Genomic DNA, 17401 nt, shown 5'->3' with positions numbered 1-17401 from the left:
CACCATGACGGTCAACAGCGCCCCGCAGGCCACCGCCGGTCCCCGGCAGAGCGTGGCACTCGACAGCTGCGAAGCCCTGCGGCTGCTCGGCAGCGTCTCCCTGGGCAGGATCGTGTTCACCCGGCGCGCGCTCCCGACCATCCGCCCGGTCAACCACGTCCTCGACGACGGCGATGTCGTCATCCGCACCCACGAGGGCTCGGCCCTGACCTCGCACACCCGGCACGCGGCCGGCTCCGGCGTCGTCGTCGCCTACGAGGCCGACGCCATCGACCCGGTCACCCACCTCGGGTGGAGCGTGGTCGTCACCGGGTACGCCCGCCTCATCACCGATCCGCGTGAGATGGCCCGGTACCGGGCGCTGCTGCACCCCTGGGTGAAACAGACCATGGACTACGCGGTCCGCATCCATCCCGACCTGGTCACGGGGATCCGGCTGACCGCCGTGGACGAGCCCGGCGTCACTTCGGGCGGTGCCTGAGCTGCTCGTCGAAGGCCGCGTGGGCCCGCTCGTCGAACAGGACGAACGTGACCTGCTCGACCTGCGTCTTAGCGGCCCGTACGGTCTCCACCGCGATGCGCGCGGCGTCCTCCAGCGGCCACCGGTAGACCCCCGTGGAGACGGCGGGGAACGCGACCGTACGGGCGCCGAGTCCGTCCGCCACGCGCAGGGACTCGCGGTAGCAGGAGGCGAGCAGGTCGGAGCGGTCCTCGGTGGGCGAGTACACCGGGCCCACCGTGTGGATGACCCAGCGCGCGGGGAGGTCACCGGCCGTCGTGGCGACCGCCTGGCCGGTGGGCAGGCCCTTGCCGGTGGGGGTACCCCCTGCTCGAGCGGGGCCGAGAGCTTGGGGGAGGGCGGCGCGCAGCTCGCGGCACTCGGCGAGGATGGCGGGGCCGCCCCGGCGGTGGATGGCGCCGTCGACGCCCCCGCCGCCGTGGAGCGAGGAGTTCGCCGCGTTGACGAGGGCGTCGGCGGACTGCCGGGTGATGTCGCCCCGGACGAGGGTGAGGGCGGTCATGCGTGCTCCTCCTGCCGCTCCCCTGCCGCCCGGCCGGCGGGTGTGCGGCGCAGGTGCCGCCAGACCGCCTTGGCCGCGTTGTGCCCCGACATGCCGTGCACGCCGGGGCCCGGCGGGGTGGCGGAGGAGCAGAGGAAGACCGCCGGGTGCGGGGTGCCGTACGGGAGGAGGGTCGGCCGGGGGCGGAGCAGGAGCTGCAGCCCCGAGGCGGCGCCGCAGGCGATGTCGCCGCCGACGTAGTTGGCGTTGCGGGCGGCGAGCTGCGGCGGTCCCGCGGTGGCGCGGGCCAGGACGCGGTCGCGGAAGCCCGGGGCGAAGCGCTCCAGTTGGCGTTCGATCGCGTCGGTGAGGTCGCCGGACCAGCCGTTCGGGACGTGGCCGTACGCCCAGAAGACGTGCTTGCCGTCGGGGGCCCGGGTGGGGTCGACCACGCTGGGCTGCACGGTGATCAGGAAGGGCGTGTCCGGGGCGCGGCCCGCGCGCGCGACCGCGTGCAGGGCGGTGGCGATCTCCGCCCGGTCGGCGGCGACCTGCACGGTGCCCGCCCTCCGGGCCTCCTCGGCCGTCCACGGCACGGGGCCGTCCAGCGCGTAGTCGATCTTGAAGACACCCGCGCCGTAGCGGTACGACTCGTAGTGGTGCCCGAAGCCCGCGATCCGGGCGAGGGCGGCGGGCGAGGTGTCGAAGACGTACGCGCGCGCGGGCGGCAGGTCGTCGAGCCGCTTGACCTCGTAGTCGGTGTGGACGGCGCCGCCGAGGTCCCTCAGGTACGCGGCGAGCGCGTCGGAGAGGGACTGGGAGCCGCCGCGGACGACGGGCCAGCCGCGGGCGTGCGCGGCCAGCGCGAAGACCAGGCCGACGGCGCCGGTGGCGGGGCCGTCGAGGGGCGCGATGACGTGGGCGACGAGACCGGAGAACAGGGCCCGGGCGCGCTCCTCGCGGAAGCGGCGCATCAGCCAGGTCGCGGGGGGCAGTCCGGTGAGGCCGAAGCGGGCGAGGGTGACCGGGTCGCGGGGCAGCGCGGTCGACGGCAGCGACATGAAGTCCCGCAGCAGGGTGTCCCAGCGGGGCAGGAAGGGCTCGACGAGCCTGCGGTAGGTGCCCGCGTCGCGCGGGCCGAACGAGGCGGCCGTCTCGGCGACCGACCGCGACAGCACCGCGGCCGTGCCGTCGGGGAACGGGTGGGCCATCGGTAGGTCGGCGTGGAGCCACTCCAGCCCGTACCGGTCCAGCGGCATCGTCCGGAAGACCGGCGAGTTGACGCCGAGCGGGTGCGCGGCCGAGCAGGGGTCGTGCCGGAAGCCCGGCAGCGTGAGCTCCTCGGTGCGGGCGCCCCCGCCGACGGTGGCGCACGCCTCGAAGACGGCCACGGAGAAGCCGCGGCGGGCCAGTTCCACGGCAGCCGTCAGTCCGTTGGGGCCCGCCCCCACCACGACCGCGTCGAGCATCGCCGGCACCTTCGGACTCCTTCGTCAGCCGTCGGCCGATGGTCACTCGGGATCAGGATATGCCGGGGACCGTCCCCCGGGTCAGACGCCCTCCGCCAGCAGCTCCACGACCCGGCGGGCCGTCGCCCGGTCCCGCGCCGCGGTGAACGGCAGGGTGTTGCCGCCCGTGATGTCGAACGGCCTGCCCGCGCGCGTGAGATGGGCGCCGCCGGCCTCCTCCACCAGCAGCAGGCCGGCGGCGTGGTCCCAGGCGGCCTCCCAGTTGAAGGCGGTGGCGTCCAGCGCGCCGCGGGCGACGTTCAGGTACTCGAGGCCGGCCGAGCCGCACACGCGCGGGGCGACGCCCTCGGTGCGCAGGCCGAGCAGGGCGCGCTTCTGCTCCGGGGTCGTGTAGTCCGGGTGGGAGGTGGCCACCACCAGGTCACGGCCCGGCTCGGGCGAGCCCGCGCGCAGGGGTGCGCCGTCGAGGAGGGCGCCCTGTCCGCGGACGGCCACGGCGAGCCGGTCGAGGGCGGGGGCGTAGGTCCACGAGGCGCGGACGACGCCGTGCTGCGCGAGCGCGACCAGGGTGCAGAAGCCGGTGTTGCCGTGGACGAACTGGCGGGTGCCGTCGACCGGGTCGACGATCCAGACGGGCGCCCCGCCGCGTATCGCCCCGTACGACGCCGGGTCGGCGTGCACGGCTTCCTCGCCGACCACCACCGAGCCGGGCAGCAGCGCGGGCAGCGCCTCGGTCAGGTACAGCTCGGCCTTGCGGTCGGCGTCCGTGACCAGGTCGTGCGGCCCGCTCTTCTGGTCCACCTCGTGCGCGGCGAGCTGCCGGAAGCGGGGCATGATCTCGGTCGCGGCGGCCTTGCGGACGGCCTCCTCGACGTCGGCGACGTGCCGGGCGAGGAACGCCTCGACGGCTGCTCCCGTGTCTTCCGAGTCTTCGAACATGGCTCCATCAGATCACGGCCCTCCGACAGCGGACGTGGAACCCCGGTGACCGCCCGGCGACGGAACGAGTTCTCCCTTCCGCCTCACAGGGAGTCATGTGAGACTGGCGTCCCCCACCACCCTGCGGACACCTCCGCACCGACTCCCGGGAAGTACACCGTGCGTGATCTTCCTCTGCCGCTCGCCCTCACCGCGCGCCTGCTGCCGGTCGCCCTGCTCGCGGGCGGGGGCTGGGCGATGACCTCCGGTCCGTTCGCCGACGGGGCCACCGGTCAGGACGCGGCGCAGCGGCCGGAGACGGCCTCCGCCACCGCCTCGGCCTCCCCCTCCGCGCCGTCCGCGTCGGCCGCGACCCGCACGTTCCCGACGGCACCCGACCCGTGCGCCGCCCTCGCGAAGAAGACGGTCACGGCCCTCGTACCGGGCGCCGAGGCGGCGGGCGAGGAGATACCGTCCACCGACGAGTCCGTGCGCCGCACCTGCTCCTGGAACGCGCTCGAGGACTACGACTACCGCTGGCTCGACGTCTCGTACGAGATCAGGAAGTCCGACGCCGACGCCGGGACCGCCTACGCGGAGCGCACCGGGGAGAAGGACGGCGGCGGCGCGGTGCCCGGACTCGGTGACGAGGCGTACTCCGTGGTGAACCTCGGCACCGCGGACGGGCAGCAGACCCGCGAGGGTGTCGTGATCGTGCGCGCCTCCAACGCCCTGGTCCTCGTCACCTACAACGGCAGTGACTTCGAGAGCAAGAAGGCCCCCTCCGCGGACACGGTCAACAAGGGCGCCATCGCGGCCGCCAAGGAGGCGGTGGCGGCGCTGGACGACGCCCGCTGACCGGCCCCGGGCGGTGACGGGCGCCGGGATCAGGGGCCCACGGCGGGGATCACCGCGGAGCCGTACGCGTCGATCACCGCCTCCTGCGCGTCGTGCATGGCGTACACGGCGAACTGGTCCACGCCCAGCTCGCGCAGCGCGGTCAGTTTCTCGATGTGCCGCTCGACCGGTCCCAGGACGCAGAAGCGGTCGACGATCCCGTCCGGCACGAACCGGGTGTCCGGGTTGCCGCTGCGCCCGTGGTGCGCGTAGTCGTAGCCCTCGCGGGCCTCGATGTACTCCGTCAGCTCCCGCGGGACCGCTCCCCCGTCCGTGCCGTACCGGGCGACCAGGTCGGCGACGTGGTTGCCGACCATGCCGCCGAACCAGCGGCACTGGTCGCGCGCGTGGGCGAGCGCCCCCGGCGAGTCGTCCCCGGTCACGTAGGCGGGCGCGGCCACGCAGACCGTCACCTCGGACGGGTCGCGTCCGGCGGCGACGGCGGCGTCCTTGACCGTCCTGACCATGTACTCGGTGAGGTAGAGGTCGGCGAGCTGGAGGATGAACCCGTCGGCCTCCGCACCGGCCGTCCGCAGCGCCTTCGGACCGTACGCGGCCATCCAGACGGGGAGCTCGGCGCCGGGCTTCACCCACGGCAGGCGGACCGCCGTACCGTCCAGGTCGGCCTCCTCGCCGCGGGCGAGCGCCCGGATGACCTTCATGGCCCCGCTGATGCGGGCCAGGGTGTTCGGCCTGCGGCCGGCGACGCGCATCGCCGAGTCGCCGCGGCCGATCCCGCAGACGGTGCGGTTGCCGAACATGTCGTTGAGGGTGGCGAACGTGGAGGCGGTGACCTCCCAGGTGCGGGTGGACGGATTGGTGACCATCGGGCCGACGGTCAGCCGTGAGGTGTTCGCCAGGATCTGGCTGTGGATGACGAACGGCTCCTGCCAGAGGACGGCGGAGTCGAAGGTCCAGCCGTACCGGAAGCCGTTGCGCTCGGCGCGCTGCATCAGGTCGATCACCCGCGAGGCGGGCGGGTCGGTCTGCAGGACGAGTCCGAGGTCCATGACGCCCCTCCTGGTCACTGGTCGAGGTACTGACAGGTGGAGCGGGGGGTGTAGACGCCGTGGCCCGCGCGGCCGGTGAACTCCCGGTCGGTGATGACGAACTCGCCGCGGGAGAGGACGGTCTGGACGCGTCCGGTGACGCGCCGGCCCTCGTACGCCGAGTAGTCGACGTTCATGTGGTGGGTCCGGGCGGACATGACCTGTTCGGCGCGCGGGTCGTAGATCACGACGTCGGCGTCGGCGCCCGGCGCGATGGTGCCCTTCTTCGGGTACAGGCCGAACATGCGGGCCGGGGTCGCGCAGGCGACCTCGATCCAGCGGCGGCGCGAGAGGTGCCCGTCGAGGACGGCCTGGTGGAGCAGGTCCATGCGGTTCTCGACGCCCGGCAGACCGTTGGGGATCTTGGAGAAGTCGCCGCGGCCGAGTTCCTTCTGGCCGGTGAAGCAGAAGGGGCAGTGGTCGGTGGAGACGACCTGGAGGTCGTTGGTGCGCAGGCCGCGCCACAGGGCGGCCTGGTGCTCGCGCGGGCGCAGGGGTGTGGAGCACACGTACTTGGCGCCCTCGAACTCCGGCTCCGCGAGGTTGTCCGTGGAGAGGAAGAGGTACTGGGGGCAGGTCTCGCCGAAGACGGGCAGGCCCTCGTCACGGGCGCGGGCCAGTTCGGCGACCGCCTCCGTCGCCGAGACGTGGACCACGTACAGGGGCGCACCGGCCACCTGGGCGAGCCTGATGGCGCGGTGGGTGGCCTCGGCCTCCAGGAGGGCCTTGCGGACCTCGCCGTGGAAGCGGGGGTCGGTCTCGCCGCGGGCCAGCGCCTGCTCGACGAGGACGTCGATGGCGATGCCGTTCTCCGCGTGCATCATGATCAGGCCGCCGTTGTCGGCGGAGCGCTGCATGGCGCGCAGGATCTGCCCGTCGTCGGAGTAGAACACCCCCGGGTAGGCCATGAACTGCTTGAACGACGTGACCCCCTCCTCGACCAGGAGGTCCAGCTCCTTCAGCGTCTCCTGGTTCACATCGGAGACGATCATGTGGAAGCCGTAGTCGATCGCGCACTTGCCGTCGGCCTTGGCGTTCCAGGCGTCCAGGCCCTCGCGCAGCGGGCGGCCGACACCCTGCACCGCGAAGTCGATGATCGTGGTGGTGCCGCCCCAGGCGGCGGCGCGGGTGCCGGTCTCGAAGGTGTCCGAGGCGAAGGTCCCGCCGAACGGCAGTTCCATGTGCGTGTGCGCGTCGACACCACCCGGGACGACGTACCTGCCGGTGGCGTCGATGACGCGGTCCGCCGTCCAGGACGTGGCGGCGGGGGTGCCGCTCGTGGCGAGGGCGGCGATGCGGCCGTCCTCGATCAGGACGTCGGCGTGCAGTTCGTCGGACGCGGTGATGACGAGACCACCGCGGATCACGGTACGGCTCATGCTCCTGCTCCCCTCACTCCTTCTCCACCGGGTCCTACAGGCTCCTGAGGGCGTCCTCCAGGATGTCCGCGCCCTCCTCCGCCTCCGCGACGGTGAGGGTCAGCGGCGGGGCGATGCGCAGGGCGCTGGTGTTGTGGCCGCCGCCCTTGCCGATCAGCAGGCCGCCCGCGCGGGCCGCCTCCAGCACGGCGGCCGCCGCGTCCGGGTCGGCCTCGTCCGTGCCGGGCCGGGCCAGCTCGATGCCGATCATGAGGCCCCGGCCGCGCACCTCGCGTACGGCGGGGACCTGGGCGGCGATCGCCCGCAGCCGGGCGAGGAGCAGCCCGCCGACGCGCCGGGCGTTGCCCTGCAGATCGTGTTCGAGCAGGTAGGTGAGGTTGGCGAGCCCCGCGGCCATGGTGATCTGGGTGCCGCCGAAGGTCGAGATCGAGTTGCTGTCCAGGCAGTTCATGATCTCGGCGCGGGCGACGACCCCGCCGACCGACATGCCGTTGCCGATGCCCTTGGCGAAGGTGAGCAGGTCGGGCGGGCCGTTCTGTCCGTGTGCCTGCCAGCCCCAGAAGTGGTCGCCGGTGCGGCCCCAGCCGGTCTGCACCTCGTCGGAGATCCAGAGCACCCCGCGCTCCCGCAGGACCTCGCGGAAGGCCGCGTACAGGCCGTCCGGCGGTGCGGTGAAGCCGCCGACGCCCTGGACCGGTTCGGCGATGAGCGCGGCGGGCGGGCGGGTGTGGCCGAGGAGGTCCTCCAGGTCCTCGACGCAGGCCGCGACGAAGTCGGCGTCGTTCAGGTGCGCGTACGGGCCACGGGTGCGGACGCCGCCGTGCACGTACAGCGTCTGGAGGGGCGACAAGCTCGTGGGCGACCAGCCCTTGTTGCCGGTGATGCCGACGGTGCTGAAGGAACGGCCGTGGTAGCTGTTGCGCATGGCCAGGATCTGGTTGCTGCGGCGGTACGTGGTCGCCAGCAGCAGCGCGGTGTCGTTGGCCTCGGTGCCGGAGGTGGTGAAGAAGACCCGCGCGTCCGGGATGCCGGACAAGTGGGCGACGCGCTCGGCGAGTTCGACCATCGGCCGGTTGAGGTAGAGCGTGGAGGAGTGGACGATGCGCCCGGCCTGCTCGGCGACCGCCTTGGTGACCTCGGGCAGCGCGTGCGCGGTCATCGTGGTGAGGATGCCGCCGAAGAAGTCGAGGTAGCGGTTGCCGTCGGCGTCCCAGACGTGACGGCCCTCCCCGTGGGTGATCTCCAGGGGGTCGGCGTAGTAGAGGGCGAGCCAGTCGGGGAGGACGGCCCTGTGGCGGCCCAGCAGGCCACCGGTCACGGTCCTGGGACGGGCTTCGGTCCCGGTCCCGGGCGTGGCTTCGGTCACGGCTTCACCAGTCCTTCGTACGCGTCGGGCCGTCGGTCGCGGTAGAACGCCCACTGCTGCCGTACCTCCTCCACGAGGCCGAGGTCGAGGTCGCGGACGAGCAGTTCCTCCTCCTTGTCGCTCGCCACCTCTCCCACGAACTGGCCGCGCGGGTCGACGAAGTAGCTCGTGCCGTAGAAGTCGTTGTCCCCGTACTCCTCGCGGCCCACGCGGTTGATCGCGGCCACGAAGTACAGGTTGGCGACGGCCGCCGCGGGCTGCTCCAGCCGCCACAGGTGGGCGGAGAGGCCGCGCGAGGTGGCGGACGGGTTGTAGACCAGCTGGGCGCCGTTCAGGCCGAGCTGCCGCCAGCCCTCGGGGAAGTGGCGGTCGTAGCAGATGTAGACGCCGACCTTGCCCACGGCGGTGTCGAAGACGGGCCAGCCGAGGTTCCCCGGTTTGAAGTAGTACTTCTCCCAGAAGCCCTTGACCTGCGGGATGTGGTGCTTGCGGTACTTGCCGAGGTAGGTGCCGTCGGCGTCGATCACGGCGGCGGTGTTGTAGTAGAAGCCGGAACCCTCCACCTCGAAGACCGGCACGACGATCACCATGCCGGTCTCCCGGGCCAGCTCCCGCATCCGGCCGACGGTCGGCCCGTCCGGCACGGGTTCGGCCCAGTGGTGGTGCTCGGGTTCCTGGACCTGGCAGAAGTAGGGAGCGTTGAACACCTCCTGGAAGCCGATGACGCGGGCGCCCCGCCGGGCGGCCTCGCGGGCGTGCTCCTCGTGTTTGGCGATCATGGACTCGGTGTCGCCCGTCCAGGTGGCCTGGACCAGAGCGGCGCGTACGACGTCGGCCATGGAGCTGCTCCTTCGACGGATACGTCACGGAACCGGCGGCACGGGAACTCGGGCACGGCATGGGCACGGCACAGCCGCCTCTACGCCCGTAGACACAGGCGGTAGAGGCTCGAACGTAAGCCTCGCCGACGGACTGGGCAAGACCGTCGCCGTCAACCTTCGGAGTCGATCACGTTTCCACCCCTGCGGGTGACGCCCCGGCCGCGCGCGCCGCCCGCGCACGGGCTCGCGCACCCGGGTGCGCACGGCGCCGTGTGTAACCAGTGGGCCGACAGGGCACCCGCGTGCCGAACGAGCACGTCGATCGGCAAGGGTGCTCCCGGCCCCGCCCCGGGCCCCGGGCACCTGGAACGGATGGCCATGACGAGCGGGTACACCGGTCCGCAGGGCTACGGCTCGGACCCCTTCTCGGAGCTCTCGGCGCTCCTCGCCCGTTTCTTCGCCGGGCAGCGCCCCCAGCACGCCGACATCGGACGGCTGATGAGCCGGGAGGCGCGGCAGCTGGTGGCGGACGCGGCGACGTACGCGGCCGAGCACGGCAGCACCGACCTCGACACCCAGCACCTGCTGCGGGCGGCGGTGGCCGCCGAGCCCACGCGGAAGCTGCTGAGCCGGGCCGGCGCGGACCCCGACACGCTGGCCGGCCAGATAGACGAGCGGAGCGGCCCCGCCGACCACCGCGGGAGCGGGACGCCGTCGCCGTCCTCGCTCGCCCTGACGCCGGCGGCGAAGCGGGCCCTGCTGGACGCCCACGAGCTCGCCCGGGCCGGCGGCGCCGGGCACATCGGCCCCGAGCACGTCCTGACGGCGCTGGTCGCCAACCCGGACTCGGCCGCCGGGGCGATCCTCAACGCCGCCCGGTTCTCGCCGTCCAAGCTGCCGCCCGAGGCCCCGGAGCCGTCGGCCCCGGGCGGTGAGCGCTCCCGTGCCGAGCAGCCGCGGCAGAGTTCCACCCCGACCCTGGACAAGTTCGGCCGCGACCTCACCGACCTGGCGCGGCAGGGCCGCATCGACCCGGTCATCGGGCGGGAGGAGGAGATCGAGCAGACCGTCGAGGTGCTCTCCCGGCGCGGCAAGAACAACCCGGTCCTGATCGGTGAGGCGGGCGTGGGCAAGACCGCGATCGTGGAGGGCCTCGCCCAGCGCATCGCCGACGACGACGTGCCCGACATCCTCACCGGCCGCCGGGTCGTCGCCCTGGACCTGGCCGGTGTCGTCTCCGGCACCCGGTTCCGCGGCGACTTCGAGGAACGGCTGACGAAGATCGTCGACGAGATAAGGGCCCACTCCGACCAGCTGGTCGTCTTCATCGACGAGCTGCACACCGTCGTCGGCGCGGGCGCGGGCGAGACCAGCGGCATGGACGCGGGCAACATCCTCAAGCCCGCGCTGGCCCGCGGCGAGCTGCACGTCGTGGGCGCCACGACGCTGGTGGAGTACCGCAGGATCGAGAAGGACGCGGCCCTGGCCCGCCGCTTCCAGCCGATCCTGGTGCCCGAGCCGTCCGTCCCGGACGCGCTGGAGATCCTGCGCGGGCTGCGCGACCGCTACGAGGCCCACCACCAGGTCCGCTACACCGACGAGGCGCTGACGGCGGCCGTGGAGCTGTCCGACCGCCACCTCACCGACCGGCAGCTGCCGGACAAGGCCATCGACCTGGTGGACCAGGCGGGCGCCCGGGTGCGGCTGCGCTCCCGCACCAAGGGCTCGGACGTACGGGCGATGGAGCGCGAGATCGAGCAGCTCACCCGGGACAAGGACCTGGCGGTCGAGGGCGAGCGGTACGAGGAGGCGGGGCGGCTGCGCGACCGCATCGGCGGGCTGCAGGAGCGGATGACCGCCGGGCGCGACGAGCGGGCCGACGACGGACAGCACCTGGAGGTCACCGCCGAGGACATCGCCGAGGTGGTGTCCCGGCACACCGGCATCCCGGTCAGCCGCCTCACCCAGGAGGAGAAGCAGCGGCTGCTCGGCCTCGAGGCGCACCTGCACCAGCGGGTGATCGGGCAGGAGGAGGCGGTGGGCGCCGTCGCCGAGGCGGTGCTGCGCTCGCGCGCCGGGCTGGCCAGTCCCGACCACCCGATCGGCAGCTTCCTCTTCCTCGGCCCGACCGGCGTCGGCAAGACCGAGCTGGCCCGCGCGCTGGCGGAGGCGCTGTTCGGCAGCGAGGAGCGGATGGTGCGCCTGGACATGAGCGAGTACCAGGAGCGGCACACCGTCAGCCGGCTGGTCGGCGCCCCGCCCGGCTACGTCGGCCACGAGGACGCCGGGCAGCTCACCGAGACCGTGCGCCGCCACCCGTACTCGCTGATCCTGCTGGACGAGGTGGAGAAGGCCCACCCGGACGTCTTCAACATCCTGCTGCAGGTCCTCGACGACGGGCGGCTCACCGACTCCCAGGGCCGCACCGTGGACTTCACCCACACCGTCATCGTGATGACCAGCAACCTCGGCTCCGACCTGATCACCCGGCGCGGCGGCGGCCTCGGCTTCGCGGCGGGCGGCGGCGCCGAGGCGGACGAGGAGGCGCGCCGGGAGCGCATCCTGCGCCCGCTGCGGGAGCACTTCCGGCCCGAGTTCCTCAACCGCATCGACGAGATCGTGGTCTTCCGGCAGCTCACCGCGGAACAGCTGCGCCGCATCACCGATCTGCTGCTCGACCGCACCCGGCGCCGGCTGCACGCGCAGGACGTCACGATCGACATCACCGGGCCGGCCGTCGACTGGCTGGCCCGCCACGGCCACCAGCCCGAGTACGGCGCCCGCCCGCTGCGCCGCACCATCCAGCGCGAGGTGGACAACCCCCTGTCCCGGCTGCTCCTCGACGGGCGGCTCACCCCCGGCAGCCGGGTGGAGGCGGACGTCGAGGACGACCGCCTGACGTTCCGCACGACACCTCCGACGGGCCGCCCCTGACCCCTACCGTCCCGGGCGCACCACCATCGCGGAGCCGCCCCCGCGGCGTACCGTCTCCGCCGCGGCCAGCCACCTGCCGTCGGGGAGGCGCTGGACACCCGCCGTCGCGCCGATCTCCGGGTTCTGCCGGAAGGCGTGGCCGACGGCCTCCAGTTCGCCCCGCAGCGGGCTGTTCCACAGGCCCGGTTCGAGCTCCGTGGTGGCCGCGTTGCGCTGGCTGGCGCGCGGCGCGGCGATCGCGTCGACCAGCGGCAGCCCGCGGTCGACGAAGCCGGTCAGCGTCTGCAGCACGGTGGTGATGATGGTCGCGCCGCCCGGCGAGCCGAGCGCCACCACCGGCCGGTCGTGCTCGTCCAGCACGATCGTCGGTGCCATGGAGGAGCGCGGGCGTTTGCCCGGGCCCGGCAGGTTCGGGTCGTGGACGGCCGGGTTCGCCGGGGTGAAGGAGAAGTCGGTCAGCTCGTTGTTGAGGAGGAAGCCGCGCCCGGGGACGGTGATGCCGCTGCCGCCGGTCTGCTCGATGGTGAGGGTGTACGAGACGACGTTGCCCCACTTGTCGGCGACCGTGAGGTGGGTGGTGCTGTCACCCTCGTACGTCGTCGGCGCGGGCGTGCCGCCGGCCCGGCAGCGGCCCGGGTGGAGCGGGTCGCCGGGCGCCACCGGGCTGGTGAGCACAGCGTCGTCCTTGATCAGGCACTCGCGGGCGTCCGCGTACCGCTGCGACAGCAGTTCCCTGGTCGGCACGGCCTCGAAGGCGGGGTCGCCCACCCAGCGCCCGCGGTCGGCGAACGCGATGCGGCTCGCCTCGATGAAGCGGTGCAGGTACTCGGCCTCGCTCGCCTCGGAGAGGTCCGTGCGCTCCAGCATGTTGAGCGCCTGGCCGACCGTCGTGCCGCCGGAGGACGAGGGCGCCATGGAGTAGACGTCGAGGCCGCGGTACGAGGTCCTCGTGGGCGCCTGGCGCTCGACGCGGTAGGTCGCCAGGTCCTTCGGCGACAGGTCACCGGGGCGCGCCTCGTGCCCGGAGTCCGGGTCCACGGGCGGCTCGTTGACGGTGTCCAGGATGTCCTCGGCCAGCCGCCCCTCGTACAGCGTGCCGACGCCCTTGCGGGCCAGTTCCGCGTACGTACGGGCGAGGTCCGGGTTCTTGAAGGTGGAGCCGACCACCGGCAGCTCACCGCCCGGCAGGAACAGCTCGGCCGTGTCGGGGAAGTACCGGAAGCGGGTCTCGTTGGACGCGGTCTGCGAGCGGAACGTCTCGTCGACGGTGAACCCGTCCCGCGCGAGCCGCTCGGCGGGTTTCAGCAGGGTGCCGAGCCCGCGGCTCCCCCAGCTGTCCAGCGCCGCCCGCCAGGTGGCGGGGGTGCCGGGCGTACCGACGCTGAGCCCGCTGCTGACGGCCTCGGCGAAGGGAATCGCCGCGCCGTCCTCCACGAACAGGTCCTCGTCGGCGGTCAGCGGCGCGGTCTCCCGGCCGTCGATCGTGCGCACCGTACGGGACTTCGCGTCGTAGTACACGAAGTAGCCGCCCCCACCGATGCCCGCCGAGTACGGTTCGGTGACGCCGAGGGCCGCGGCCGTGGCGACCGCCGCGTCGACGGCGTTGCCGCCCTTGCGCAGCACCTCGATGCCGACGGCGGAGGCGTCCGCGTCCACGCTGGAGACCGCGCCGCCGTGACCGACGGCCACCGGCACCTTCTCGTACCCGGGCTTCCCGCCCGCCCGCTCCCCGGCCGGCGGTGGCGCCGCCGCCCCCACCGACACCACGGCGGCCGAGACCGCCAGGACCGCGAGCCTGCGTGCGACAGGGCGATGCATCCGTACCTCCAGGCAGTGTGGTGCCGGTTCGGCCTGACCGTCCGCGCAGCGTAACCCGGTTGCCATGGTCCCGTCAGGATCACCACGATCACATGCCGGGGCCGCCCGCTAGCATGCGCGCCCATGACTGACGACGTGCGCAACATCGTCCTGGGCGTGATCGCGGCGGGCCTCAGCGCCTCGCTGGGCTGGGTCGCCCGCACCTATCTGTGGAAGCGCAGACTCCGGCGCAAGCAGGCGTTCTTCGGGCTGCCGGACCACTCCGAGTCGCTGCTGGTGGTCAACCGCGACGCGGGCAGTCCCGAGCTGGCGGTGCACCGCTACGACGTGTTCGCGCTCCTGGAGCTGTCGGCGCTGATCAAGGACTGCAACGCGCACGCCGACGTCATCACCCAGGACACGGCCCGTCAGGGTTTCGGTGAGCGCACCGAGTTCTGCGTGGGCGGGCCGGGGTCGAACCGGCGGATGCTCGCCCACATGTCCGCCATGCTGCCGGGCGTTCGGGTCAACATCGACCCCGAGCCCGGCCCGGAGCGGGGCGCCTTCCAGATAGGCGGCGAGCGGTACCGCCTGGAGTCGGGGGTCACGGAGTACGTCCTGCTGGCCCGGATCACCGCGGGCCTGTCGCGGCCGGTGTTCCTCTTCTGCGGCCAGCGGGCCATCACCAACCAGGCGGCCACCCGTTACCTCGCCCGCCACCACGAGCGCCTCGCCCGCAAGCACGGCAACGGCTCCTTCGTCCTGCTGCTGAAGGTGCTCAACTCGCAGGCGTACGGGCCCGACGTCGTCGATCTCGTCGCGGACGTGACGCGGGTGGCCCAGTCCCCGCTGCCGACGCCCCCGGCCCGCACCTCCCACCGCGCCGCCCCGTGAGCCACTGCCGGGCCGGAAGGCACAGGTGGGAGCGTACATCGCCAATCGTTACCCGCACGTAACTTACCGGCGGGTTACCCGCGGTAAGAAGCCGCGGTTACCTTCGGGTCACTTTGCACTGACACGAGTGAGGAGTGACCCGTGGATCCAAGAGGCGCGAAGCGCCTTCGAACAGGGCGGCGGCGGGCGACGGGTGGGCACGGTCGCAACAGACGCAACGCCCTGCGCACGTCCGCCGTCGGTGCCGTCTCGGCGACGCTGGCCGCCGGGACGATGGCCGGTCTGGCCCCGGCCGCCCAGGCCGGCACCCCCGCAGCCGCCGCAGCAGCCGCCCCCGCGGTCCGCTTCGTCGACATCGCCGGCGACGGCGGCACGGTCCTCAAGGCCAACGTCGTCACACCGCCCGGCGCCGACGGCTCCCGCACCCACCCGCTCGTCGTGCTGCCGACGAGCTGGGGCCTGCCCCAGATCGAGTACCTGGCCCAGGCGAAGAAGCTCGCCGAGGACGGCTACGTCGTGGTCGGGTACAACGTGCGCGGCTTCTGGCAGTCCGGCGGCTCCATCGAGGTGGCAGGACCGCCCGACATCGCCGACGCCTCCAAGGTGATCGACTGGGCGCTCTCCAACACCCCGTCCGACCCGGGCAAGGTGGGCATGGCGGGCGTCTCGTACGGCGCCGGCATCAGTCTGCTCACCGCCGCGCACGACGAGCGCGTCAAGGCCGTGGCCGCGCTCAGCGGCTGGGCCGACCTCATCGAGTCGATCTACTCGGGCCGCACCCAGCACGCCCAGGCGGCCGCCCTGCTGGCCGGCTCCGGGCAGCTCACCGGCCGGCCGAGCGCCGAGCTCCAACAGGTCATCGAGGACTTCCTCGGCTCGAACCTGGACGCGGAGCAGGAGATGATCGACTGGGGGGCGAAGCGCTCCCCCGCCACCTACGTCGACCGGATCAACGCCAACGGCACGGCGGTCATGCTCGCCAACGCCTGGGGCGACTCCATCTTCCCGCCCAACCAGTACGCCGACTTCTTCGAGGAGCTGACCGGTCCCAAGCGGCTCGCGCTGCGCCCCGGCGACCACGCCACCGCCGAGGCGACCGGACTGCTCGGCCTGCCCAACGACGTGTGGACCGACACCGGGCGCTGGCTCGACTTCCACCTCAAGGGCGAGGCCAACGGCGTCGACCGCGAGCAGCCGGTCCGGCTCAAGTCCCGCTCCACCGGCGCCTGGGAGGGCTACCCGGACTGGAAGTCGGTCGGCGCGACCGGCCGGAAGATCGACCTGGCCGGCACCACGACGATCCACGCGAACGTCAACTCGGGCGCCGACGGCGGGGTCCTCTTCCTCTCCAGCCTCCTCGACCAGCTGGTCCGGGTACCCCCGACGGCGTCGATCCCCCTGCTGCCGCGCCGCTACGCCGCCGTGTGGCAGTCGGAGCGGTACGCGAGCGCCCAACAGGTGCGCGGCACCGCCGAGCTGCACACCACGCTCACCAGCACCGAGTCGAGCGGCACCCTCGTCGCCTACCTGTACGACGTGGGCCCGCTCGGCCTCGGCAAGCTGGTCAGCAGCGCGCCGTACACCTTCCACGGGCAGGCTCCGGGCCGCCCGTTCGGCGTGGACCTGGAGCTGTTCTCCACGGCCTACGACGTCCCGGCCGGGCACCGGCTCGCCCTGGTCGTCGACACGGTCGACCCGCTCTACATCGAGCACAACCCGACCGGCGCGCAGCTGACCTTCTCCTCGCCGTCGCACGATCCGTCCTACCTGGCGGTACCGCTGCGCGAGCAGTGATCTCCGGCTGCCGCCGGACGGGCCTGGCCCTGTGAGCCGCTGCTCTCCCCCACGAGACTCCTAGGCCGCGGAAGACCCCACCGGGCAGCGACGCCCTGGTACGGCCGGGACGCCTTCGAGGGTCCCGGCCCGCACAGGGCTGAACGGCTCATCGTAGTCGACGCCCCGACGGCGGGCGGAGGGGTGTTCGAACCGCTACCCCTCCGCCACCTCGGCGTACAGCCAGGACAGCTCCGGCGCCCCGGTCACCGCCCACTCGTGTCCCGCGGCGACGACGTCGATCTCCCGGCCCGAGGCGAGCCGCACGACGGGCTGCCCGTTCGGCCCGAGCACCCACCCGGCGCCCGGTACCGTGCGCACCATGACCGTCCCGAGATAGAGCCCCGCGTCGTTCCCGAGCCAGGGCAGCAGCTCCTCGTCGTCCCGCCAGCGCGGCACGAGCTGGTCCAGCGCCGTCAACGAGGCGGCGGTGTCGTCGAGTTCGACCCCCGCCGCGTACGCCTGCGAACGCATGAGCTCGCACTCGGCCAGGAGGTCGGTGAGTCCTCCGTGCTCGGCCGGACCCTCGGAGAACACCGCGACACCGAGGGCGGGCCCTTGCTTCTTGCGCCAGTTGCCCAGGAAAGAGATGTTCATACGGCCAGCGTGTCATTGGGACCGCTCCCCGCACCACAGGCGCGCTCGACCGCCGCGCGCGTGCGGCCGGCGCGGGGTCCGGCGCGGCGTGTGCCGCCGGACGCGTGCGCCGTTCGCCGCCGCCTCGTTGACGGCCTCCTGACGACTCCTTACGTTCACAGGGCGCGACGGCCGCCCCGGCGGTCGCGGTGACGTGGCGAAGCGCGGGTGACGGGAGAGGGGTCGGAGTGCTCCGACGTGTGTGGGGTGCGGCGGTCGTGCTCGGCCTGCTGACGGCGACCGTGCCGGTCACGTCCGCAGGGGCCGTGCCCGCGGCGGCCCGGGCGCTGCCGCTGGAGCGGTACTTCGACAACCGCGCGGTCAGCGACGACCGGCGCCCCCGCGCGGCGGACTTCGACGGCGCGGGCAACTCCCTGTCGGCCCGGGCCCTGGCGGCCGCCGGCTGG

General features: G+C 73.2%; 14 protein-coding genes and 1 pseudogene. 6 read left to right on the top strand and 9 right to left on the bottom strand.

The features are described 5' to 3' along the window. Window positions 1-4 precede the first annotated feature (4 nt). On the top strand, window positions 5-481 hold the full coding sequence (locus UW392_RS60855; protein WP_320784109.1) for a pyridoxamine 5'-phosphate oxidase family protein: 477 nt from the start codon (window positions 5-7) through the stop codon (window positions 479-481). Here UW392_RS60855 and UW392_RS60850 read toward each other — a convergent pair. From UW392_RS60850 to UW392_RS60840, 3 genes are all read right to left on the bottom strand, one after another. Continuing rightward, complete coding sequence (locus UW392_RS60850; protein ID WP_320784108.1) at window positions 462-1022, bottom strand: O-acetyl-ADP-ribose deacetylase; 561 nt, start codon at window positions 1020-1022, stop codon at window positions 462-464. The genes UW392_RS60855 and UW392_RS60850 overlap by 20 nt on opposite strands. Further along, window positions 1019-2470 carry an NAD(P)/FAD-dependent oxidoreductase gene (locus tag UW392_RS60845; protein ID WP_320784121.1) on the bottom strand — a complete coding sequence of 484 codons (1452 nt, stop codon included), beginning with the start codon at window positions 2468-2470 and terminating at the stop codon, window positions 1019-1021. Before UW392_RS60845 ends, UW392_RS60850 begins: the two co-directional genes overlap by 4 nt. Before the next feature lie 81 nt (window positions 2471-2551). Beyond that, window positions 2552-3409 carry an inositol monophosphatase family protein gene (locus UW392_RS60840; RefSeq protein ID WP_320784107.1) on the bottom strand — a complete coding sequence of 286 codons (858 nt, stop codon included), beginning with the start codon at window positions 3407-3409 and terminating at the stop codon, window positions 2552-2554. A gap of 159 nt (window positions 3410-3568) precedes the next feature. Here UW392_RS60840 and UW392_RS60835 point away from each other — a divergent pair, with 159 nt between their 5' ends. Next, window positions 3569-4246, top strand: a complete 678-nt coding sequence (locus tag UW392_RS60835) for a hypothetical protein (protein ID WP_320784106.1) — start codon at window positions 3569-3571, stop codon at window positions 4244-4246. Between the two features lie 29 nt (window positions 4247-4275). On the opposite strand, the gene UW392_RS60830 is transcribed toward UW392_RS60835, so the two are convergent. Genes UW392_RS60830 through UW392_RS60815 form a run of 4 tightly spaced genes read right to left on the bottom strand, consistent with a single transcriptional unit; the run spans window position 4276 to window position 8918 of the window. Further along, on the bottom strand, window positions 4276-5295 hold the full coding sequence (locus UW392_RS60830) for a TIGR03842 family LLM class F420-dependent oxidoreductase (protein WP_320784105.1): 1020 nt from the start codon (window positions 5293-5295) through the stop codon (window positions 4276-4278). 14 nt (window positions 5296-5309) lie between these two features. Next, entirely contained in the window at window positions 5310-6713 is a 1404-nt protein-coding gene (hydA, locus tag UW392_RS60825) for a dihydropyrimidinase (protein ID WP_320784104.1), read from the bottom strand. Between the two features lie 34 nt (window positions 6714-6747). Beyond that, window positions 6748-8031 (bottom strand): aspartate aminotransferase family protein, encoded by a 1284-nt coding sequence (locus UW392_RS60820; protein WP_320784120.1) that lies wholly within the window; start codon window positions 8029-8031, stop codon window positions 6748-6750. 44 nt (window positions 8032-8075) lie between these two features. Further along, a complete protein-coding gene (locus UW392_RS60815) occupies window positions 8076-8918 on the bottom strand; it encodes a nitrilase-related carbon-nitrogen hydrolase (RefSeq protein WP_320784103.1) in 843 nt (280 codons plus the stop codon). Window positions 8919-9278: 360 nt separating this feature from the next. On the opposite strand from UW392_RS60815, the gene UW392_RS60810 reads away from it, so the two are divergent. After that, window positions 9279-11834 (top strand): ATP-dependent Clp protease ATP-binding subunit, encoded by a 2556-nt coding sequence (locus tag UW392_RS60810; RefSeq protein WP_320784102.1) that lies wholly within the window; start codon window positions 9279-9281, stop codon window positions 11832-11834. A gap of 3 nt (window positions 11835-11837) precedes the next feature. Here the strand turns inward: UW392_RS60810 and ggt are convergent, their stop codons facing one another. Then, on the bottom strand, window positions 11838-13652 hold the full coding sequence (gene ggt / locus UW392_RS60805) for a gamma-glutamyltransferase (protein WP_320784101.1): 1815 nt from the start codon (window positions 13650-13652) through the stop codon (window positions 11838-11840). A gap of 123 nt (window positions 13653-13775) precedes the next feature. Between ggt and UW392_RS60800 the strand changes: the two genes are divergently transcribed. Together UW392_RS60800 and UW392_RS60795 are read left to right on the top strand one after the other, a co-directional pair. Beyond that, window positions 13776-14525: a hypothetical protein gene (locus UW392_RS60800; protein ID WP_320784100.1), complete on the top strand. Its 750-nt coding sequence runs from the start codon at window positions 13776-13778 to the stop codon at window positions 14523-14525. A 222-nt stretch (window positions 14526-14747) separates the two neighbouring features. Next, window positions 14748-16319, top strand: a complete 1572-nt coding sequence (locus tag UW392_RS60795; RefSeq protein ID WP_320784119.1) for a CocE/NonD family hydrolase — start codon at window positions 14748-14750, stop codon at window positions 16317-16319. A 195-nt stretch (window positions 16320-16514) separates the two neighbouring features. Here the strand turns inward: UW392_RS60795 and UW392_RS60790 are convergent, their stop codons facing one another. Continuing rightward, the gene (locus tag UW392_RS60790) at window positions 16515-16955 is read right to left on the bottom strand and encodes a DUF6278 family protein (RefSeq protein WP_320784099.1); all 441 of its coding nucleotides are present in this window, start codon (window positions 16953-16955) and stop codon (window positions 16515-16517) included. Window positions 16956-17182: 227 nt separating this feature from the next. Here UW392_RS60790 and UW392_RS60785 point away from each other — a divergent pair. Beyond that, window positions 17183-17401 (top strand): annotated as a pseudogene (locus UW392_RS60785) (SGNH/GDSL hydrolase family protein); the annotation flags it as partial.

The sequence above is a fragment of the Streptomyces sp. CRN 30 genome (assembly GCF_034105845.1).
Note: the sequence above shows the minus strand (reverse complement) of the source record. Positions and strands in the feature narration are given on the sequence as shown.